General features: G+C 68.7%; 20 protein-coding genes. 10 read left to right on the top strand and 10 right to left on the bottom strand.

The window, feature by feature from the left end:
- Positions 1 to 91: 91 nt before the first annotated feature.
- Entirely contained in the window at positions 92 to 1,276 is a 1,185-nt protein-coding gene (locus H4281_RS19310) for an FAD-dependent monooxygenase (RefSeq protein WP_182892322.1), read from the top strand.
- On the opposite strand, the gene H4281_RS19305 is transcribed toward H4281_RS19310, so the two are convergent.
- Both H4281_RS19305 and H4281_RS19300 read right to left on the bottom strand, forming a co-directional pair.
- Positions 1,265 to 2,578, bottom strand: a complete 1,314-nt coding sequence (locus H4281_RS19305; protein ID WP_182892321.1) for an MFS transporter — start codon at positions 2,576 to 2,578, stop codon at positions 1,265 to 1,267. The two genes, H4281_RS19310 and H4281_RS19305, sit on opposite strands and share 12 nt — an antisense overlap.
- Positions 2,575 to 3,801: a M20 metallopeptidase family protein gene (locus tag H4281_RS19300; RefSeq protein WP_182892320.1), complete on the bottom strand. Its 1,227-nt coding sequence runs from the start codon at positions 3,799 to 3,801 to the stop codon at positions 2,575 to 2,577. The genes H4281_RS19305 and H4281_RS19300 overlap by 4 nt, the downstream gene beginning before the upstream one ends.
- Before the next feature lie 119 nt (positions 3,802 to 3,920).
- Between H4281_RS19300 and H4281_RS19295 the strand changes: the two genes are divergently transcribed.
- Positions 3,921 to 4,955: an Lrp/AsnC family transcriptional regulator gene (locus H4281_RS19295; RefSeq protein WP_182892319.1), complete on the top strand. Its 1,035-nt coding sequence runs from the start codon at positions 3,921 to 3,923 to the stop codon at positions 4,953 to 4,955.
- Here the strand turns inward: H4281_RS19295 and H4281_RS19290 are convergent.
- Positions 4,952 to 5,893 carry a GlxA family transcriptional regulator gene (locus H4281_RS19290; protein ID WP_182892318.1) on the bottom strand — a complete coding sequence of 314 codons (942 nt, stop codon included), beginning with the start codon at positions 5,891 to 5,893 and terminating at the stop codon, positions 4,952 to 4,954. The two genes, H4281_RS19295 and H4281_RS19290, sit on opposite strands and share 4 nt — an antisense overlap.
- A 72-nt stretch (positions 5,894 to 5,965) precedes the next feature.
- On the opposite strand from H4281_RS19290, the gene H4281_RS19285 reads away from it, so the two are divergent.
- Positions 5,966 to 6,955: a saccharopine dehydrogenase family protein gene (locus H4281_RS19285; protein WP_182892317.1), complete on the top strand. Its 990-nt coding sequence runs from the start codon at positions 5,966 to 5,968 to the stop codon at positions 6,953 to 6,955.
- A 3-nt stretch (positions 6,956 to 6,958) separates the two neighbouring features.
- Here H4281_RS19285 and H4281_RS19280 read toward each other — a convergent pair whose 3' ends face one another.
- The 3 genes from H4281_RS19280 to paaI are packed head-to-tail and all read right to left on the bottom strand — an operon-like array spanning position 6,959 to position 9,227.
- Positions 6,959 to 7,549 carry a TetR/AcrR family transcriptional regulator gene (locus H4281_RS19280; RefSeq protein WP_037811921.1) on the bottom strand — a complete coding sequence of 197 codons (591 nt, stop codon included), beginning with the start codon at positions 7,547 to 7,549 and terminating at the stop codon, positions 6,959 to 6,961.
- Entirely contained in the window at positions 7,546 to 8,835 is a 1,290-nt protein-coding gene (paaK, locus tag H4281_RS19275; protein WP_182892316.1) for a phenylacetate--CoA ligase PaaK, read from the bottom strand. The genes H4281_RS19280 and paaK overlap by 4 nt, the downstream gene beginning before the upstream one ends.
- Entirely contained in the window at positions 8,832 to 9,227 is a 396-nt protein-coding gene (gene paaI, locus H4281_RS19270; RefSeq protein ID WP_182892592.1) for a hydroxyphenylacetyl-CoA thioesterase PaaI, read from the bottom strand. The genes paaK and paaI overlap by 4 nt, the downstream gene beginning before the upstream one ends.
- 200 nt (positions 9,228 to 9,427) lie before the next feature.
- Between paaI and paaZ the strand changes: the two genes are divergently transcribed.
- Genes paaZ through paaE form a run of 6 tightly spaced genes read left to right on the top strand, consistent with a single transcriptional unit; the run spans position 9,428 to position 15,141 of the window.
- The gene (paaZ, locus tag H4281_RS19265; protein WP_182892315.1) at positions 9,428 to 11,455 is read left to right on the top strand and encodes a phenylacetic acid degradation bifunctional protein PaaZ; all 2,028 of its coding nucleotides are present in this window, start codon (positions 9,428 to 9,430) and stop codon (positions 11,453 to 11,455) included.
- Positions 11,452 to 12,393: a 1,2-phenylacetyl-CoA epoxidase subunit PaaA gene (paaA, locus tag H4281_RS19260; RefSeq protein ID WP_182892314.1), complete on the top strand. Its 942-nt coding sequence runs from the start codon at positions 11,452 to 11,454 to the stop codon at positions 12,391 to 12,393. The genes paaZ and paaA overlap by 4 nt, the downstream gene beginning before the upstream one ends.
- Complete coding sequence (gene paaB, locus H4281_RS19255) at positions 12,390 to 12,674, top strand: 1,2-phenylacetyl-CoA epoxidase subunit PaaB (protein WP_009073848.1); 285 nt, start codon at positions 12,390 to 12,392, stop codon at positions 12,672 to 12,674. Before paaA ends, paaB begins: the two co-directional genes overlap by 4 nt.
- An 8-nt stretch (positions 12,675 to 12,682) precedes the next feature.
- A complete protein-coding gene (gene paaC / locus H4281_RS19250; protein ID WP_182892313.1) occupies positions 12,683 to 13,540 on the top strand; it encodes a 1,2-phenylacetyl-CoA epoxidase subunit PaaC in 858 nt (285 codons plus the stop codon).
- On the top strand, positions 13,537 to 14,064 hold the full coding sequence (paaD, locus tag H4281_RS19245; protein WP_182892312.1) for a 1,2-phenylacetyl-CoA epoxidase subunit PaaD: 528 nt from the start codon (positions 13,537 to 13,539) through the stop codon (positions 14,062 to 14,064). Before paaC ends, paaD begins: the two co-directional genes overlap by 4 nt.
- Entirely contained in the window at positions 14,065 to 15,141 is a 1,077-nt protein-coding gene (gene paaE, locus H4281_RS19240; protein ID WP_182892311.1) for a 1,2-phenylacetyl-CoA epoxidase subunit PaaE, read from the top strand.
- Between the two features lie 400 nt (positions 15,142 to 15,541).
- Here the strand turns inward: paaE and H4281_RS19235 are convergent, their stop codons facing one another.
- The 4 genes from H4281_RS19235 to ccrA all read right to left on the bottom strand — a co-directional run bounded on the left by H4281_RS19235 (position 15,542) and on the right by ccrA (position 19,901).
- A complete protein-coding gene (locus tag H4281_RS19235; protein WP_182892310.1) occupies positions 15,542 to 16,657 on the bottom strand; it encodes an adenylate/guanylate cyclase domain-containing protein in 1,116 nt (371 codons plus the stop codon).
- 4 nt (positions 16,658 to 16,661) lie between these two features.
- A complete protein-coding gene (locus H4281_RS19230) occupies positions 16,662 to 17,111 on the bottom strand; it encodes a universal stress protein (protein ID WP_182892309.1) in 450 nt (149 codons plus the stop codon).
- Positions 17,112 to 17,168: 57 nt separating this feature from the next.
- Positions 17,169 to 18,458, bottom strand: a complete 1,290-nt coding sequence (locus H4281_RS19225; RefSeq protein ID WP_182892308.1) for a coiled-coil domain-containing protein — start codon at positions 18,456 to 18,458, stop codon at positions 17,169 to 17,171.
- Between the two features lie 102 nt (positions 18,459 to 18,560).
- Positions 18,561 to 19,901: a crotonyl-CoA carboxylase/reductase gene (gene ccrA, locus H4281_RS19220; RefSeq protein WP_037811912.1), complete on the bottom strand. Its 1,341-nt coding sequence runs from the start codon at positions 19,899 to 19,901 to the stop codon at positions 18,561 to 18,563.
- Positions 19,902 to 20,100: 199 nt separating this feature from the next.
- On the opposite strand from ccrA, the gene H4281_RS19215 reads away from it, so the two are divergent.
- Positions 20,101 to 20,469, top strand: a complete 369-nt coding sequence (locus tag H4281_RS19215) for an SPW repeat domain-containing protein (RefSeq protein WP_101435391.1) — start codon at positions 20,101 to 20,103, stop codon at positions 20,467 to 20,469.
- Positions 20,470 to 20,493 lie beyond the last annotated feature (24 nt).

Below are 20,493 nucleotides of genomic sequence, written 5' to 3'. Positions count from 1 at the left end.
GCACTAGTGCGCTCCACTGCTCTTATGGTGCAGCAGAAGAACTGCACTAGAACAAAGGTACCCGCTGGGGAAGTTCTCGTACGGTGTACACATGCGCACTGTTCTGATCTCCGGCGCGGGCGTCGCCGGACTTTCCCTCGCGTACTGGCTGCGGCAGTACGGTTTTCACCCGACGCTGATCGAACGCGCTCCCGCGTTTCGGTCAAGCGGCCAAGCGGTCGACATCCGCGGCGCGGCCCGGGAGGTCGTCGCTCGCATGGGCCTGCTGGACGAAGTCCGCGCCGCGCACACCGGCGCCCGCGGCATCGCGTGGCTCAATGAACGCGGCCGTCGCGTGGCGGAGATGACGGCAGACGCGTTCGGCGATTCCGGCGGCGTGATCGCGGATCTCGAAATCCTCCGCAACGACCTCGTTCGGATCCTGCACCACGCCGCAGCCGCCGACATCGAATACGGAACCGAAATCACCGGGCTGACCGAGGAATCCGACGGAATCCGCGCGACCTTCACTCACGGCCCCGCGCGGAAGTTCGACGTCGTGGTCGGCGCGGACGGCATCAGATCGGGCGTGCGGTCGCTGGTGTTCGGCCCGGAATCCGTCCGCGATCTGGGCTACCACCTCGGGTACTTCCCGGCCCGGACGCGGCTCGCTCTCGACGGCTGGGAGGTCGTCTACAACCTGCCCGCGGGCAACGGCGTCGGCGGCCGGATCGTCATGCTGTACCCGCTGGGCGCTTCCGGCGACTGCCGGGTCCTGATCGGTTTCACCTCACCAGAACCGATTTCGCCGCGAGCAAACCCAGCCGCGGTGATAACCGAGGCGTTCGCCGGTGCTGGCTGGGAGATTCCCGCTCTCCTGGACCAACTCACGGACGACCTGTACTTCTCCCGCGCCGGGGAGGTCCGCCTGACGGAATGGCACCGCGGCCGCACGGCCCTGCTCGGCGATTCAGCCTTCGGCGGTTCGCTCGGCATGGGAACCAGCCTGGCGATCGTCGGCGCGTATGTCCTCGCCGGTGAACTATCCACTATGGATGACCCGCGAGCGGCTTTCGCCCGCTACACCGACGAGATGCGGGATTACGTGGCAGCGAACCGAAAACGCCCGCCCGGCCGGGCCAGCGGGTTCGCCCCGCGGACCCGGAACGGCATCCGGCTGCGTAACGCGGTCATGCGCGCGTTACCGCATCTGCCGGGCAGGCAACGGATGCTGGGCGGGCTTCAACGCTCGGCGAACGCCATCACGCTGAAGCCCTACCCAGCCTTACGCCTCTGACCCAGCGACCGTCCGGTCCGCCGTCTCGGTCTTCTCCCGCAGGTCCACGCCCCGGGTCTCCGGCAGCGTGAACACGACCAGCGCGCTGATCACCATCAGCACGATCCCGTAAATGATGAACAGCGACGGATGCCCGTTCCCGGCGAACAGCGTCTGCAAGTACGGCGCGGTCCCGCCGAAGGCCGCGACCGCGATCGAGTACGGCACTCCGACGCCGACCGCGCGGATGCGGGTCGGGAAGATTTCCGCGTAGACCGCCGGGCCGATCGAGGAGAATCCGGCCATGAACAGCAGCGCGATCGACATCGCGACGAACAGCTGCCACGGTTCGTGCCCGACCATCGCGTTCAGCGGGAAGCTCAGCAGGAGCAGGCCCGCGATCGCGATGAACAGCACCGGCTTGCGGCCGATGCGGTCGGACAGGATTCCCCACAACGGCAAGGCGATCAGGAAGACCACGTTCGCGAACACGCCCGCCCACAGCGCACCGGTCGGAGGGACGCCGCGCACGGTGATCGCGTACGACGGCGCGGCGACGGCCCACATGTAGTAGATGACCGTCGCGCCGACCGTCAGCCCCACGACCTGGGCGAGCAGCTTCGGGTTCTGCTTGATCGTCTGCCAGATCTGGCCCTTCTCCTTCGCCGCGTTCTTCTTCGCCGCCTGGAAGACCTCGGTCTCGCGCATGCGGAGCCGCACATAGAGCGAGTAGATCCCGAAGACGCCGCCGAGGATGAACGGGATCCGCCAGCCGAAGGAGAGCATCTGCTCGTGGGTCAGCACGCCGGAGAGGACCGCGCCGAGCAGCGTGCCGACGAGCACGCCGCAGGTGCCGGAGAAGTAGATGAGGCTCGACCACAGCCCGCGGCGGGCCGGCGGGGCGACCTCGGCGATGTAGGTCTGCGCGGACGGCAGCTCGCCGCCGTGCGCGAGGCCCTGGGCCAGCCGCGCGACCACGAGGATCACCGACGCCCACACGCCGATTTGGCCGTAGGTCGGGGAAAGGCCGATGACCAGGCTGCCCGCGGCGGCGATCGCGACGGTCAGCGCCATCGCGAGCTGACGGCCCTTGCGGTCGGCGATCCAGCCGAACACCCAGCCGCCGATCGGCCGCGCGGCGAAGCCGACCGCGAACACCGCGAGCGTGCTCAGCAGGGCCGAAACCGCGCTGTGGGCATTGAAGAACTGCGCGGCGAAGAACGACGCGAACGTGGCGTAGACGTTCCAGTCGAACCATTCCATCGCGTTGCCGGCACCGAGCCCGAACAGGGTGCGGCGACGGTCTGGGACCACAGAAGTCATCGCGATGCTCCTTCGGCGAATCGGTCGAGACGGCGGACGGCGAGTTCGGCGTAGACGGTGGCCGCGCGGGACAGCACGGACGGGTCGAAATCGGCGTACGGGCTGTGGTTGTTGGGCGCGGTGTGCGGTTCGAGGCCCGGCATCAGCGCGCCGAGGCCGAGGAACGTGCCCGGCACCGCGGCGAGCACGCGGGAGAAGTCCTCGGAACCGGCGACCGGGTTGGGCAGGTCGGTGTAGTACTGCTCGCCGATCGTCTCGCGGACGACCTCGGCACCGAACGCCGTTTCGTCGACATCCGTTACGGTCACTGGATATTCGTTTTCGAACACGACGTCCGCGGTGACGCCGTTCGCCCGCGCGACACCGTCGATCGTCTCGCGGATGGTGGTGTCGAGCAGAGCCGCGGTGTCATCGGAGAAGCAGCGCACGGTGGCTTCGAACTCGGCGGTCGCGGGGATGACGTTGCGCTTCGTGCCGCCGCGGATGACGCCGACGGTGAGCACCGCCGGGTCGAAGATGTCCAGGCGGCGCGTGATCATCGTCTGCAGCGCGGTGATCATCGCTGCGGCGGCGGAGATCGGGTCCTTGGCGCGGTGCGGCATCGACCCGTGGCCGCCCTCGCCGTGCACGGTCACGAGCAGCTTGTGCGAGGCCGACATCAGCGTCCCGGGACGACTGGCGAACTGGCCGCTGGGCAGCATCGAGGAGAAGACGTGGAGCCCGTACGCGGCGTCAGCGCGTCGGCCGGCGGCGTCGAGCACGCCTTCCTTCAGCATCACGCCCGCGCCGTCCCAGCCTTCTTCGCCGGGCTGGAACATCAGGACGACGTCGCCGTTGATCCGGTCGCGGTGCGTGTGCAGCAGCCGAGCCGCGCCGACCAGCGACGTGGTGTGCAGATCGTGGCCGCACGCGTGCATCGCGCCGTTGGTGGCGGCGAAATCGAGTCCGGTCGCTTCCTGGACCGGGAGCGCGTCCATGTCGGCGCGCAACAGGACCGTGCGCGGCTGAGCCGAATCGCGAGCGGAGCCCTCGCCGCGCAGCACCGCGGTCACCGACGTCGTATCGGTCCCGGTGGAGATCTCCAGCCCGAGCCCGTCGAGTTCGCGCAGGACTCGTTCCTGGGTGCGCGGCAGGTCGAGGCCGATTTCAGGCTCGCGGTGCAGTTCCTGGCGCAGCCGCGCCAGGTCGTCCTGCTGGCTGCGGGCGTCTTCGTGGAGGTCCACCGGCTCGGCTCCTCTTCGTCGGGGAACGGCGTCTTGGTGGTCGAGTGTGCGAACTGCCGCCCGATATCGGGTTAGAGTTGCCGGAATCGCTCGCGACCTGGCTCCTTGGAGAAGAAAAAGTGATCGAATCGCTGGAGGAGGAAGACTTTTCGCTCATCCACGCACTGCAACTGCGCCCCCGCGCCACCTGGACGCAGCTGGCCGCGGCGCTCGACTCCTCTCCGGTGACGCTGGCCCGGCGCTGGGAGCGGCTGCGCGACGGGGGAGCGGCGTGGGTGACGGCGTATCCGCACGTGCCCGGGCTGTATCAGGTGCAGGCCGCGTACGTGGAAATCCGCTGCGCGAGCGGCCAGGTGCGCGAGCTGATCCGCGAGCTGTCGACGTGGCCATCGGTGGCCAGCATCGAGGAAGCTTCGCGTGAGTACAGCCTGGTGCTGACCGTTTTCGGCCTCGGCCTGCGCGACCTGTCCGCCTTGCTGCTGGACGCGATCCCCAGCTTGCCCGGCGTGCTCAACACGCGCTCGCACCTGGCGTCGCGACTGCATGTCGAGGGCAGTTCGTGGCGAGTGGGCGCGCTGGACCGGCGGCGGGTGCGGGCTCTGTCGCAACTGCCGGCCATCGGCGGCGGGCGGATGGCGAAACTGCAGCCGTGGGAAGAGCCTTACGCCCCGCTGACGGTCGCGCTGGGCGAGGACGGTCGTCGCAGCGCGGCGGACTTGGCGCGGATCACCGGACGTCCGGTGTCGACCGTGCGCCGCCAGCTCGGGCATCTGCTGAACGCCGATGCTTTGACGTTCCGCTGCGAGATCGCGCAGGGGCTGACGCCGTCGCCGATTGTCGTGAACTGGTGGTGCCAAGTCCCGGTGGCGCACGTGTCAACGTGCGTGGACCGATTGCGCGCCAACCCGACGGTGCGGCAGATGGCGAGTTTGCCGGGGCCGGCGAATCTTCTGGTGACCACATGGATGCGGTCGATCGAGGAATCGATGCGGATGCAGGAACATCTGGAACAGGACCTCGCGCCGCTGTCGGTGGTGGATTCGGCGCTGATCTTGCGGACGGTCAAGCGGATGGGCTGGCTGCTGGACGATTTGGGGCGCAGCACGGGGTTCGTGGTGACGATGCCTGCCCCGGCGCGGGAGGAAGCGCCTTAGCCGAGCCGGAATGTCGCGCGGTATTCGGAAGGGGTGACGCCGAGCGCGTCGCGGAAGCGGCGGCGGAGGGTGGCGGCGCTGCCCATTCCGCAGCTGGCGGCGATCTGGTCGATTGAGGAGCCGGTGCGTTCGAGCAGTTCCTGTGCGCGGGCGAGGCGTTGCTGGTGCAGCCAGGTCAGCGGTGCCGCACCGAATTCGGCGTGCATCCGGCGGGCGAGTTGCCGGGAGCTGAGGCCCGCGTGGCGGGCGAGGTCGACGACCGTGAGCGGTTGATCCAGCCGGGCTCGCGCCCACTCCGCGGTGCGGGCCAAGCCCGAACCGCCGGGGGACGGCGGCGGGGACACGAATTGCGCCCGGCCGCCGTGCCGATGCGGCGGGACGACCAGCCTGCGCCCGAGGTCATTGGCGACCGCCGCTCCCAGGTCTCGGCGGACCAGGTGCAGGCACAGGTCCAGGGCGGCCGTTTTGCCCGCGGAGGTGAGGATGTCGCCCTCGTCGACGTAGAGCACGTCGGCGCGCACTTTCACCCGCGGATAGCGGCGGGCCAGGTCGTCGGCGTGCATCCAGTGGGTGGTCGCGACCCGATCGTCCAGCAGGCCCGCCTCGGCCAGGACGAACGAGCCGGTGCACAGGGCCGCGATCCGGGCCCCGCTCGCGTGCGCTTCCCGGAGGGCGGTCGCGAGCGCCGGATCGATCTCGTCGCCGGGGGAATCCGTGGAGGGGACCACGATCAGGTCGGCGTCGCCGATCTCCGAGACGTCGATCGCGGGCAGCTGCGGCAGCCAGTGCCGCGGCGACCGTTCCGGGCAGGCCACGACGACCTCGTACCAGTCGCCGGTGGGGGAAAGGTCCGAACGGTCGACGCCGAAGACCTCGGCCGCGATCGCGACCTCGTACAGCATCGCGTGCTCATGCAGGACGAGCACCAGTCGGGGCATGTCCGATACTGTACGCAAAGCGTCCTTTCAGACACTCACCAGTGGCTCGCGGGAGTATCCAGAATCGACGGCATGACAGATTCCCAGCGTGTCCTGGTCTACGGCGCAAGCGGCCATACCGGAAAGTTCGTGGTCGACGAGCTGCGGCGGCGCGGCCTTCAGCCGATCGTCGCGGGGCGCAGTCTCTCGCGGCTCGCGCAGTTCACGGACCCGGAGCGGCGTGCGGCGAGCATCAATGACGGGCCTGGTCTGCGGGCGCTCCTCAACGACGTCGCGGTGGTGATCAACTGTGCTGGCCCGTTCCTGGACACCGCGCTCCCGCTCGCGAAGGCAGCCGTCGAGACCGGCACTCACTACCTGGACGTCACCGCGGAGCAGCCAGCCGTCCAGCAGCTCTACCGCGAACTCGACGCAGCCGCCCGCTCGGCAAAGACCGTCGTAATGCCCGCGATGGCGTTCTACGGCGGGCTGGCCGATTTGCTCCTCACCGCCGTGCTCGGTCCCGAGAAGTCCGCAGACGAGGTCGAAATCGCCATCGGACTCGACCGGTGGTGGCCCACGGAGGGAACCCGGGTCACCGGCGCCCGCAACACCGCGACCCGGCTGGTGATCCGCGACGGCGCCCTCGTCCCGATCTCCGATCCGGCAGCGACCGGGGAATGGGACTTCCCGGAGCCGATCGGCGCACAGTCCACCGTGGAGCTGCCGTTCTCCGAGGTTGTCACCATCAATCGGCATCTCGCGGTGGGAACCCTGCGTTCCTGGCTGAACACCGCCCCGCTCGACGACCTGCACGACCCGGAAACCCAGGCCCCGCACGGACGCTCGGCGCAACGGTTCGCCGTCGAAGTCACCGTCGGCTCCGGGACGCAGATTCGCCGCGGCACCGCGACCGGGCGCGACATCTACGCCAGCACCGCACCGATTCTGGTCGAGGCCACTGCCCGCCTTCTCGACGGCCGGTACCGCGGCTCGGGCGCGCTGGCACCGGGCGAGGCATTCGCGGCCGCCGACTTTCTGCAGTCGATACCGGACGCCGATTTCGAAGCGGCCTGGGGATAACCGCTAGGCGCGCAACCCGTCGAACGCCATCTTGCACACCGCGTCCGCCAGTTCCTCCGGAGACGATCCACGGCGCGGCCGGTACCACTCGATCAGCGAGTTCACCGTGCCGAACAGCAGTCGCGCCGCGATCGCCGGGTCGATGTCCGGACGGACATCCCCCTCGGCTTCGGCCTGCTTGACCAGATCCGTCACCAGATGATCGAACTCGCGCCGCCGCGCCAACGCCGCCCGCTCGGCTTTCGTATTGCCCCGCACCCGCAGCAGCAACGTCACGAACGGCAGCCGATCCGCCAGCACCAGCACACTTCCGCGCACCAGATGCTCCAAGCGGTCGATCGCACGCCCGTCCAGTGCCTCGGTGGACTCCGCGACCTCGAACAGCCCGTCCAGCGCCCGGCCCACCGCCAGCCGCAGCAGTTCCTCCTTGCTCGGCACGTGGTGGTAGATCGCGGATTTCGTGATGCCGAGCTTGCGCGACAGGTCCTCCATGCTGGTCCCGTCGTAGCCGCGGTCGTTGAAAAGCTTGACCGCGACCTGGAGCAGCGACTCCAGGTCGTAGCCGGGCCGGCCGCGGCGAGCGGGGGCAGTCACGAGCGTTCGTCCAGCACGCGGCGCATTTTACCGAGCGAGCGCTCCAGCGTGTCCGGGTCCACGACCTCCACCGAAACGCTCACGCCGACGCCGTCCTTCACCCCGGCGGCCACCGCGGCAGCCGCGGCGGTGCGGGCGTCGGCGGTGGTGCCGGCGCGGGCTTCGACGCGCACGGTGAGGTGGTCCAGGCGGCCGCGGGTCGAGCGGACCAGCTGGAAGTGCGGGCTCAATCCCTCGGTGCGCAGCACGATTTCCTCGATCTGCGTGGGGAAAACGTTGACGCCGCGCAGGATGATCAGGTCGTCGCTGCGGCCGGTGACCTTCTCCATCCGGCGGAAGGCCGGGCGCGCGGTGCCGGGCAGCAGGCGGGTCAGGTCGCGGGTGCGGTAGCGGATGATCGGCAGCGCCTGTTTGGTCAGCGACGTGAACAGCAGTTCGCCGCGTTCGCCCTCGGGCAGCACCTGCTCGGTGAACGGGTCGATCACCTCGGGGAAGAAGTGGTCCTCCCAGATGTGCAGGCCGTCCTTGGTTTCCGCGCATTCCTGCGCGACGCCGGGGCCCATCACCTCGGACAGGCCGTAGATGTCGACCGCGTCGAGGGCGAACCGTTCTTCGATCTCGGACCGCATCTGCTCGGTCCACGGCTCCGCGCCGAAAATGCCCACCTTCAGCGAACTGGCCCGCGGATCCACGCCCTGGCGCTCGAATTCGTCGAGCAGCGTCAGCATGTAGGACGGCGTGATCATGATGATTTCCGGTTTGAAGTCCGTGATCAGCTGGACCTGCCGCGCGGTCATGCCGCCGGACGCCGGAATCACCGTGCAGCCGAGCTTTTCCGCGCCGTAGTGCGCGCCGAGCCCGCCGGTGAACAGGCCGTATCCGTACGCCACGTGCACCTTGTGCCCCGGCCGTCCGCCCGCGGCGTGGATCGAGCGCGCCATCACGGTGGCCCAGGTGTCGAGGTCGTCCTCGGTGTAGCCGACGACGGTCGGTTTCCCGGTGGTGCCGCTCGACGCGTGCAGCCTGCGGATCTGGTCCTGCGGCACGGCGAACATCCCGAACGGGTAGCTCTCGCGCAGGTCGGCCTTGGTGGTGAAGGGGAATTTCGCCAGGTCACCCAGTTCGCGGCAGTCGTCCGGGTGCACGCCCGCTTCGGCGAACTTCTTGCGGTACAGCGGGACGTTCTCGTACGCGTGCCGCAGGGTCCACTGCAGCCGTTCCAGCTGGAGCGCGGCCAGTTCGTCGGCGCTGACGGTTTCGGCGAGGTCTGCGGTCGTGGGGGTCACTGTGCTTCCCGGGTCTTCTCGATGACGCGGCTGCGGCCGCGGAATTCGGCGACGACCTCGGGCCCTTCGGGGGTCTCCCGGTGCACCGTGACGTCGTAGATGCCGTTGCGGCCGTAGCGGGTGCGCTCGGCGGCCGTCGCGACGAGGTGGTCGCCCAGTTTTCCGGCGGCGACGAACGAGATCTCCGCGCCCGCGGCGACGGTGACCGGCCCGTGCGTGTTGCAGGCGAGGGCGAAAGCGGTGTCGGCCAGCAGGAACACGTAACCGCCGTGGGCGATGTCGTGCCCGTTGACCATCGTCTCGGTGACCTTCATCGTGGCCACCGCCCGGCCGTCGGCCGCCTCGACGAGTTCGATGCCGAGGGAGCGGGACGCCTCGTCGGTGTCGAACATGGCGTGCGCGGCGTTGCGGGTCACGAGGTAGCCCTCCGGGATGGTGACTTACTGACCGAATGGCCGGTAATCCCGGCTGGGGCCCAGTAAAGGCCGCGCCTGGTGCGGTGTCAAGCGATGCGGGGGTTCCGGTCGGCGAGGAGAACGGCTATCCTGCGAATTACTGAACGTCCGGTTGGTAATTCGGCGAGAGGGTCGGCATGGTTCTGCTCCGCAGCTACGTCTCCGGGGGATGGCACACGGCGCCGGGCGAGGGCGCCCCGCTGCACGACGCGGCGACCGGGGAGGAAGTGGCCCGGATTTCGTCGGAGGGGATCGACTTCGCCGCGGCGCTCGAGTACGGCCGCAGCGTCGGCGGTCCGGCGTTGCGGAAGCTGACGTTCCATCAGCGAGCCGCGCTGCTGAAGTCGCTCGCTTCGCACCTGCGCGAGCACCGCGAAGAGCTGTACGCGCTGTCGGCGCGCACGGGTGCGACGCTGGGTGACTCGAAGTTCGACATCGACGGCGGCATCGGCGTCCTGTTCAGCTACGGCTCGAAGGGCAAGCGCGAGCTGCCGAACGACACCGTGTACGTCGAGGGCGCGGTCGAGCCGCTGAGCCGCGGCGGCACGTTCGTCGCGCAGCACATCGCGACCCCGCTGCAGGGTGTCGCGATCCAGATCAACGCCTTCAACTTCCCGGTGTGGGGCCCGCTGGAGAAGTTCGCGCCCGCGTTCCTCGCCGGCGTGCCGAGCCTGATCAAGCCGGCCAGCCAGACCGCATACCTGACCGCGCGGCTCGTGGAGCTGATCGTCGAATCCGGCATCCTGCCCGAGGGCACGGTGCAGTTCGTCGCGGGCAGCGTCGGCGATCTGCTCGACCACGTCACCGCGCAGGACCTGGTGTCGTTCACCGGTTCCGCGTCCACCGCGCAGAAGCTGCGCGCGCATCCGGCGATCGTGCGGAACTCGGTGCGGTTCAACGCCGAGGCCGACTCGCTGAACTGCTCGATCCTCGCCCCGGACGCCCGGCCGTCCACGCCGGAGTTCGATCTGTTCGTCAAGCAGCTGACTACCGAGATGACGGTGAAGGCGGGGCAGAAGTGCACCGCCATCCGCCGCGCGTTCGTCCCGGCCGAGATGCTGGACGACGTCGCCGAAGCGGTCAGTGCCCGGCTCGCCAAGGTGACGGTCGGCAACCCGAACGCCGAGGGCGTCCGCATGGGCGCGCTGGCCAGCCTGGAGCAGCGCGAGGAGGTGCGTCGGTCGTTGAAGGCGCTGCTCGACGCGGGCAGCATCGTCTTCGGCGACCCGGAGCACGTCGATGTCGTGGACGGCGACGAGGCGACCGGCGCGTTCATCTCGCCGATCCTGCTCAAGGCCGACCCGGAGCGCGCCGAACCGCACGAGGTCGAGGCGTTCGGCCCGGTGTCCACGCTGATGCCGTACACGTCGGTCAAGCAGGTCATCGAGTTCGCGGCACGCGGCGGCGGCAGCCTGGCCGGGTCGGTCGTGACCGGCGACCCGGTGTTCGCCCGCGAAATCGTGCTCGGCGTCGCGCCGTATCACGGCCGGCTGCTCGTGCTCGACAGCGAAGACGCGAAGGAATCCACCGGGCACGGTTCGCCGATGCCGCAGCTGGTGCACGGCGGCCCCGGTCGCGCGGGCGGCGGCGAGGAGATGGGCGGTATCCGCGGCGTGCTGCACCACATGCAGCGCACGGCCGTGCAGGGCAGCCCGAGGGTGCTCGGCGCCGTCACCGGCCGGTGGGTCGAGGGCGGTCCGCGCGTCGAAGGCGAGCACCCGTTCCGGAAGTCGCTGGCGGAGCTGAGCATCGGCGACACCGTGGTGGCCGGTCCGCGCACCGTCACCCGCGCCGACATCGACCACTTCGCCGAGTTCACCGGCGACACCTTCTACGCGCACACCGACGAAGCGGCCGCCGCGGCGAACCCGCTGTTCGGCGGCATCGTGGCGCACGGCTACCTGGTCGTCTCGTTCGCGGCGGGCCTGTTCGTGTCGCCCGAGCCGGGGCCGGTGCTGGCCAACTACGGCCTGGAGAACCTGCGCTTCCTCACGCCGGTGAAGGTCGACGACGCGCTGACAGTCACCTTGACGGCCAAGCAGATCACGCCGCGGATCGACCAGGAGTACGGCGAAGTCCGCTGGGACGCCGACGTCACCAACCAGGACGGCGACTCGGTCGCGAAGTACGACGTGCTCACCCTCGTCTCGAAGGAGCAGCCGTGACCGCTGTGGCAGAGCCCGAACTCGAAGCCCTCTTCGAGCACACCATCGAACGGGACCAGCGCATCGAACCGCGCGACTGGATCCCCGAGGGCTACCGCAAGACGATGATCCGCCAGATCGCGCAGCACGCGCATTCGGAGATCATCGGCATGCAGCCGGAGGGCAACTGGATCACCCGCGCGCCTTCGTTGCGCCGCAAGGCGATCCTGCTCGCGAAGGTGCAGGATGAGGCCGGCCATGGGCTATACCTGTACTCCGCCGCGGCGACGCTAGGCGCCGACCGCGCGGACCTCACCGACAAGCTCATCACCGGCAGGCAGAAGTACTCGTCGATCTTCAACTACCCGACGCTGACCTTCGCCGACGTCGGCGTGATCGGCTGGCTGGTGGACGGCGCGGCGATCTGCAACCAGGTGCCGCTGTGCCGGTCGTCGTACGGGCCCTACGCGCGGGCGATGATCCGGATCTGCAAGGAGGAGTCCTTCCACCAGCGGCAGGGCTACGAGCTGCTGATGACCATGATGAGGGGCACGCAGCAGCAGCGGGACATGGTGCAGGAGGCGGTGAACCGCTGGTGGTGGCCGTCGCTGATGATGTTCGGCCCGCCGGACGCGGATTCGCCGAACACCGCGCAGTCGATGGCGTGGAAGATCAAGCGGCACACCAACGACGAGCTGCGGCAGCGCTTTGTCGACATGTCCGTGCCGCAGGCCGAGGCGCTCGGCGTGACGTTCCCCGACCCGGAGCTGAAGTGGAACGCCTCGCGCGAGCACTACGACTTCGGCGCGGTCGACTGGGACGAGTTCAAGAACGTGCTCAAGGGCAACGGCCCGTGCAACGCGGAGCGGATCGCGCACCGCCGCCGCGCGCACGACGAAGGCGCCTGGGTCAGGGAAGCCGCGGCGGCGCACGCGGCCAAGAAAGAGGTTTCGGCATGAAGCACGACTGGCCGCTGTACGAGGTTTTCGTCCGCGGGAAGCGGGGACTGAACCACGTCCACGTGGGTTCGCTGCACGCGGCGGACGACGAGATGGCGCTGCACCACGCACGCGATCTCTACACGCGCCGCAACGAAGGAGTGTCGATCTGGGTCGTTCGCGCCTCGGACATCACCGCGTCGTCGCCGGACGAGAAGGACCCGTTCTTCGCGCCAAGCGGGGACAAGGTGTACCGGCACCCGACGTTCTACGACATTCCCGACAACGTTCCCCACATGTGAGGTCTGGGATGTCCTTTGACAACGTCTACGAAGCCATCACCGAGGACAACGACGCCCGGTGGGCTTTCGGTACCGGGTTCGCCGATCCTTTGTCCGGCGTGGACACTTCGGTTCCGTCCGGAGTGGACGGTGCGCAGCTCGCCGCGTACTGCCTGATGCTGGGCGATGACGCGTTGATCTTCTCGCACCGGTTGCAGGAGTGGGTCAGCAATGCGCCCGAGCTGGAGGACGAGGTCGCTCTCGCGAACATCGCACTCGACTTGCTCGGCCAGGCTCGCCTGTTGCTGGCTCGATCCGGTAAAGCGGACGGCACCGATCGGTCTGAGGACACCTTCGCGTTCCTGCGGGCGGAAAACGAGTTCCGGAACGTTCGGCTGGCTGAGCTGGGCGGCGGGCACTTCGGGCAGCTGATCGCGCAGCTGTTCGTGTTCTCGACCTGGCGGCTCGCGCTGTTCCAGCAGCTGGAGTCCAGTGTGGACCCGGTGCTGGCGGCTATCGCAGCCAAGGGGGTGAAGGAATTGGCCTATCACCGGGACTATGCCGCGCAGTGGCTGGTGCGGCTGGGCGACGGGACGTCGTTGTCGCACGAGCGGATGGCCGAAGGGCTGGCCGCGGTGTGGCCGTATGTCGAGGAGTTGTTCGCGAGCCATCCCGCTGAGCTGGTCGATGCGGTTTCGGTGCGGCCGGAGTTCGACGCTGTTCTGGATCAGGCGTTGGCGGCGGCTACGTTGGAGCGGCCGGAGATCGGGGCTGTCGCTGGGGTTTCCGGCCGGATGGGGCGTGACGGCGTGCATACCGAGCAGATGGGGTTCCTGCTGGCCGAGATGCAGAGTGTGGCTCGGGCGATGCCTGGGGCGTCGTGGTGACCGCCGACGTGCTCTTTCCCGCGGAGGCGGCGCCCAACACCGCGGTCGCGGTGGCTGCCACGGTCACTGATCCCGAGCTGCCGATGCTGACGCTCGCGGATCTGGGCGTGCTGCGCGAGGTGTCCGAAGAGGACGGCCGGGTTACGGTTTCCATTACGCCGACCTACACCGGTTGCCCGGCGATGGACACCATGCGGGACGACCTGGAGCATGCCCTTCGGGGTGCTGGGTATACCGAGATCGATATTCGCACTGTGCTGGAACCGGCTTGGACGTCGGATTGGATCAGTGCGGACGGGCGGCGGAAGCTCGCCGAGGCTGGGATCGCGCCGCCGGGGGCCGCGCCTAAGCGGGTTGCCGGGCCGATTCCGTTGACGCTCGGGCCTTCCGTGCGGCGGGTGGCCTGTCCGCATTGCGGGTCTTCGGATACCGAGGAGCAGTCCCGGTTCAGTGCGACTGCCTGCAAAGCCTTGCGGCGCTGCCGGTCCTGCTGGGAGCCGTTCGAACACGTCAAGGAGATTTGAGTGACTGCCACCGTTTCCCGCCGTGCCGGATTCCATTCGTTGCGGGTGGCTGAGGTTGAGCGGCTCTGCGACGACGCCGTGGCCGTCACCTTCGACGTGCCTTCCGAGCTTGCCGAGACTTATGCCTTCGCGCCTGGGCAGTCGCTCACCCTGCGCCGGGTGGTGGACGGGCGCGACGAGCGCCGCTCGTACTCCATCTGCGCCCCCGCCGGGGAGCGCCCGCGCGTCGGCGTGCGTCTCGTGCCGGACGGGGTGTTCTCGTCTTGGCTGGTCAATGAGGTTCGGCCTGGGGACACAGTTGAGGTCTCCGCGCCGACCGGCTCGTTTACTCCGGATCTTGCTGCTGGCGGTCACCATGTGCTGATCGCTGCTGGATCTGGGATTACGCCGGTGTTGTCTATTGCGGCCTCTCTGCTGGCGACGCCGGATGCTTCGGTGACTGTGCTGTATGGGAATCGGCGTACCGACACGGTGATGTTCGCTGATGATCTGGCTGATTTGAAGGATCGGCATCCGGCGCGGCTTGAGCTGGTGCACGTGCTGTCCCGGGAGCCGCGCGAGGCCGAGTTGTTCACTGGGCGGTTGGATGCGGACAAGCTGCGTGCGTTGTTCGAGTCGATCGTGCCGGTTGAGGATGTTGACCATTTCTGGCTTTGCGGGCCGTTTGGGATGGTCACTTCCGCGCAGGATCTTCTTGGCGTGTTGGGGGTTCCCGGGGAACGGATTCATCAGGAACTGTTCTATGTGGACGATGTGCCGCCGGAGCCGGTCAAGCATGTTGATCCCGCTGTTGCCGGTGCTTCGGCTGAGGTGACGTTGGTGCTGGACGGTCGGTCTACGACGATGAATTTGCCCCGCGAGTCTTCGGTGTTGGATGGGGCTCAGCGGTTTCGGCCGGACTTGCCATTTGCTTGCAAGGGCGGGGTTTGCGGGACCTGCCGGGCGAAGGTGACTGAGGGTTCCGTTGACATGCGGCGGAATTTCGCGTTGGAGAAGGCTGAGGTGGAGGCTGGGTTTGTGCTGACCTGCCAGTCTCATCCGGTTTCTGAGCGGGTTACTGTGGATTTTGACGCTTGAATGCTCGTCGCCTGGCGGCGACATCGCTGGTGGTTGCGTGGGGCACCCCGAAGCTTGATTGTGCTGACGGTCTGGGGGTGCTTGTCAAGGCGGGAAAGATGCCTTGACAAGCACCCCCAGACCGCAGGGAGGCTTCGTATCGGGGTGCGGGGGAGGGGCTGGGTGCCTCGATAGCCGGGTGCATCGGCTGCGGTGTCGTAGGTGGTGGGGCTTGCGCCCCAATGTGGCGTTGGGTGCGTGGGACGCACCCAATGTGGCGTTCGGTGCATCTGACGCACCCAATGCCGCATTGGGGCGGCATCCGGCGCGGGGTGGGCGGCGGGCTGTGGAGGGCTCCTTGAGGGAAGCTAAGTCCGGGAAGGGGTCCCTCACGACCGGCGGCGGGTCGTGCGGAACGGGGTTAGCGGCGCCGGCGGCGTTTGCGTGGCGCGGCGGGGGTGGGGAAGTCGTCTGGTTCTGGGGTTTCGGGCGGGGCGGGGTCGCCTAGGCCTAGCATTTCCGCGGCCAGTTGCTGGGACGACGCGAAGCGGCCGGTGGGTTTGTCCTTGGCCCTGCGGAGGGCTGACGGGCGGAGGCGGTTGTAGCCGCGCACCGCGATCGGGCGGCGGGTGCGGAGATCGAACTGTGGCAGCGATTCCAGTTCCCCGGCCAGTTCGCGATCGACCAGCACGGTCCCGGGGCGCGCGGCTGAAGTGAGCCGGGCAGCCAGGTTCACCACGGAGCCGTAGACGTCGCCGAAGCGGGAAAGGACCCTCCCGGACGCCATTCCGGCCCGGACTGCTGGGAGGCCGCCGTCTTCGCCGGTGCGTTCGGCTAGCGTCAGGGCGATTTCGGCGCCGTCGGCGGGAGTGTCGGTGACGAAGAGGACTTCGTCGCCGATCATTTTCACGACTCGGCCGTGGTGTTCCGCGATGACTTCAGTGGCCAGGGATTCGAAGCCGTCCAGGACCTGGGTCAGTTCTTCTTCGTCGGCTTCCCTGGTGAATCTGGTGTAGCCGACCATGTCCACGAAGCCGACGACCAGGGCGCGCGTTTCCAGGTCCTCGTCGGGGCTGGCGAAGGCGCGGCCCGCGAAAGCGGCCAGGTGGCGGCGCCAGACGTAGTTTTGCACTTGCTCCAGTTCGGGGAGCAGGCGCTCGACCAGGCGGGTGACCTGGCGGTCGCTGCGGGCCAGTTCCGGGTTTTCGGTGATCAGCGACCACAGCATGTGGACCTGCCACTCGGCCAGCCGGGAAAGATGCTGGCCGAGGGCACGGGTCACCGCGACTTCCATTCCGGGCGCGACCAACCCGGAACTCACCAGACCGTCGGCGATGCGCATGGCTTCGACGTCGGCGTCGGTGAACACCATCTCGTCGTCTTCGACGGTGGCGAAACCCAGCGCCCGCCACAGCCGGCGCGAGCGTTCTTCGGGTACTCCGGCTCGTTTGGCTACCTCGAGCCGGGTGTAGCGGCGGGGGCCGCCCAGCAGGGCGCGTTCCAGCCGCTGCTGCAGGTCCCGGGAAGAATCGGCCACGGCCTCAGGTGGTGTGCACGATCAGCACGTCGACGCCCGACTTCCGGGCCACCTCCGACGGCACCGAGCCCAGGATTCGCCCGGTCAGGGTGTTGAGCCCGCGGTTGCCGACCACCAGGAGATCAGCCGAGCGGTCCTTCACGACCTTGCGCAGCATGTCGACCGGCTGACCCTCCAGCGCGACCGTTTCGATGTTCGTGGCGCCGGCCTTCGCCGCGCGGTCCCGTGCGGACTGCAGCGTGTCCTCAGCGGGCGCGGAGCCGACTACCTGGTAGGCCTCGTCGCCCAGTTCGTCCTGCGCGCGTTCCACGTCTTGGCGGCTGGCCGGGTGGTACGCGCAGACGACGACGAGCGTCGCCCCCGCGTCGGCGGCCACCCCGGCCGCCTTGTCCACCGCGGCGAAGGACGAGTCGGACCCGTCCGTGCCCACCACCACAGTCCGATAGACAGCCATCCACTACCTCCCGGCGAATCGGTCAGCGGGGCGGCGCGGCCCCTTCGCGGGGGAAGGTTACTCGCCAGTCGGTTTTCCCGCCGGGCGCGGTTGCGGCTGCGGCTTGGGCACGTCGGACGTGCGCAGCCGGACGGTCTGCTCGACATCGCCGCTCGCCGCGGGCTTTCCGCTGTTCGCCGGGGCGTTCTTGCCCCCCTGACCAGCGGAGTTCTGCCCGGCCGGAGTGCTGGTCTTGCTGTTTTGCGCACCCGAAGCGGTACCGCCGGCCTTCGAGCCGGCCGGAGATCCGTTCGTGCCGGACTTCGGACCGGACCCGTTGGCGGTCTCGGCCTTGATGTCCGCGGGCACCTCGCCGTCCATCTCGCCGAGCACGTGCTGTGCCTCGGCCAGCACCGTGCGCGCCGAGCGGACCTGTTCGGCCAGGCTCGCCCGCACGCTGCGCAGGGCCTCGACCCGCTCGTTCGCCTGGGTGATCCGGCGGTTGGACTCGTCGGTGGCCGTGCGGACGCGGCGGCGGGCCTCGTCGGCCGCTTCCGCGAGCCGCGCGTTGGCCTCGGTGATCGAGTCCTGGCGGCGCTTGTTCGCGTCGGCGACCGATTCGCGCTGGCGGCGGTCGATGTCGGCCTTGGCGGCGGTCTCCTCTTCCAGCACCTTCGCCCGGATCGCGGCCGCGTCCTCGGCGGCCTCGCGGACCCGGCGCTCGGCTTCCGCCTTGCTGGCCGCCTCCTGCTCGGCCAGCACGCGCATCGCCTCCGCGCGGCGGGTCGCCATCGCGATCTCGAAGTCTTCCTCGACCTGCGTGCGGCGGGCCTCGGACTCCGCGTCGAGCTTCTTGCGCTCGGCCTCGGCCTCGTCGGTGATCCGCTTGGCCTCGGCGCGCGCGTCCTCGAGCACCTTGCGGTGCTCGGCTTCCATTTCCTTGCGGCGCAGGTCGAGCTCGGTGAGCAACTGCTCGTACCGGGCGCGCATGGCGCTGGCGTCGGTCTCCGCCTTGGCCCGGATGTGACCCGCCTCGGCCTCGGCGCGGGCGCGCGTGTCGGCGGCCTCGTCTTGGGCCAGCCGCAGCATCCGCTGGAGGCGTTCGGACAGGCCCTCGACGCTCGTCGGCGGCTGCGCGAGCCGGTCGACCTGACCGCGCAGATCGGCGATCTCGCCGCGCGCGACCTCCAGCTGCCGGGCCAGATCGCCGGCTTGGGCGATGGCGGCGTCGCGGTCGGCGGTGAGCATCTTCAGGTCGCCGTCGAGCCGTTCCAGGTGCTCGTCGACCTGGGCCCGGCTGTACCCCCGCTTCGCTACGTCGAAGCCGGCTCCCAGCGGCACGAGTTCGCGTTCATCGCCAAGACTCATGACACCACCGTAGTCGCTCCGCGGTCACGGACGGGTGAGCACCCACGGGGTCCGGCCGCTCGTGCGCCGAGCGGCCGGACCGATCGGGCAGGTGGTCTGCCTTCACGCACCGCGGAAGGCGTTGATGCCGTCGAGGTGCTTCGCGCGCAGCTCCTCGTCGCGCACGCCGAGTCCTTCTTCCGGGGCGAGCGCGAGCACGCCGACCTTGCCCTGGTGCGCGTTGCGGTGCACGTCAAGGGCGGCCTGGCCGGTCTCCTCGAGCGAGTACGTCTTCGACAGCGTCGGGTGGATGAGGCCCTTCGCGATCAGCCGATTGGCCTCCCACGATTCGCGGTAGTTCGCGAAGTGCGAGCCGATGATCCGCTTGAGGTTCATCCACAGGTACCGGTTGTCGTACTGGTGCATGTAGCCCGAGGTGGACGCGCAGGTGACGATGGTGCCGCCCTTGCGCGCGGCGTAAACGGACGCGCCGAAGGTCTCGCGGCCCGGGTGCTCGAACACGATGTCCGGGTCCTCGCCGCCGGTCAGCTCGCGGATCTTCGCGCCGAACCGCTGCCATTCCTTCGGGTCCTGCTCGTTCTCGTTCTTCCAGAACTGGTAGCCCTCCGCGGTGCGGTCGATGATCAGCTCCGCGCCGAGCTTCCGGCAGATCTCCGCTTTCTCCGGGCTGGACACGACACACACCGGGATCGCTCCGCCGTTGAGCGCGTACTGCGTCGCGTACGAACCGAGGCCGCCCGACGCGCCCCAGATCAGCACGACGTCGCCCTGCTTCATGTCCGCGCCGTTGCGCGACACCAACTGCCGGTACGCGGTCGAGTTCACCAGCCCCGGGGAGGCGGATTCCTCCCAGGTCAGGTGCGCCGGCTTCGGCATGAGCTGGTTCGCCTTGACCAGCGCGACCTCGGCGAGCCCGCCGAAGTTGGTCTCGAAGCCCCAGATCCGCTGCTCGGTGTCGAGCATCGTGTCGTTGTGCCCGTCCGGGCCTTCCAGCTCGACGTTCAGGCAGTGCGCGACGACCTCGTCGCCGGGCTTCCAGTTGTGCACGCCCGCGCCGGTGCGCAGCACGACGCCGGACAGGTCCGAGCCGACCACGTGATACGGCAGGTCGTGCCGCTTGGCCAGCGGCGAGAGCTTCCCGTACTTGCGCAGGAACTTGAACGTCGGGATCGGCTCGAAGATCGACGTCCAGACAGTGTTGTAGTTGATCGCGCTGGCCATCACCGCGACCAGCGCCTCGCCGGGGCCGAGCTCCGGCGTCGGGACCTCGTCGACGTGCAGCGAGCGGCGCGGGTCCTTGTCCCGGCTTTCGAGGCCCTCGAACATGTCGACCTCGTCTGCGTGCACGGTGACGCCCCGGTAGCTCTCGGGCACGGGCAGCTCGGCGATCGCGTCGAGGCGGCCGTCGAGGATCGCCTGCTGGATCTCGTCGAGGTGCGTCATCGGGAACCTCCAGGGGTCGGTCGCGGCGCGACTGGACGAAATTACTCGTCGGTAACCGGGTGCCTCACTGTACGAGACAGAGGCCTTATGGACGAGTCGAAGTGTGACCAACGAATCTTGACCGCCTGGCCAGTCAAGGCGCATAGTCGGCAGTGGGAAATCTCCCTGAACGGCTCTTTTCCGGCGGAGGTGAGCACGAATGAGTGAAGTCTCGACGCGCGCCTGGACGCGGCCCTACGACTGGGCCGAGGTCGTCATCGGTGTTGTCGCCGCTCTTTCACCCCTTTGGCTGAGCACGAACACCACGATGGTGTGGACGATGGTGGTCCTCGGTGCGCTGATCGCGATCGACGGCCTGGTGTCGCTCGCGGCGCCGAGCATGGTTTACGGCGAGGGCGTGCAGATCGTCCTCGGCGCGTTGCTGTTCATCGCGCCGTGGGTGATGGGGTATACGGAATTCAACGGGGCGTCGTGGACGTCCTGGGTCGGCGGTGCGCTGACGATCATCGCCGGCGCGGCCGCGATGCCGGAGGCCAACGCCGCCCACCGGATGGCGGGCCAGCACTGACGGGGCAGCGACGCCCTGGTTGGG

This window comes from Amycolatopsis dendrobii (assembly GCF_014145675.1).
Lineage (GTDB): Bacteria > Actinomycetota > Actinomycetes > Mycobacteriales > Pseudonocardiaceae > Amycolatopsis > Amycolatopsis dendrobii.
This window is presented reverse-complemented; position numbering and strand designations above follow the sequence as displayed.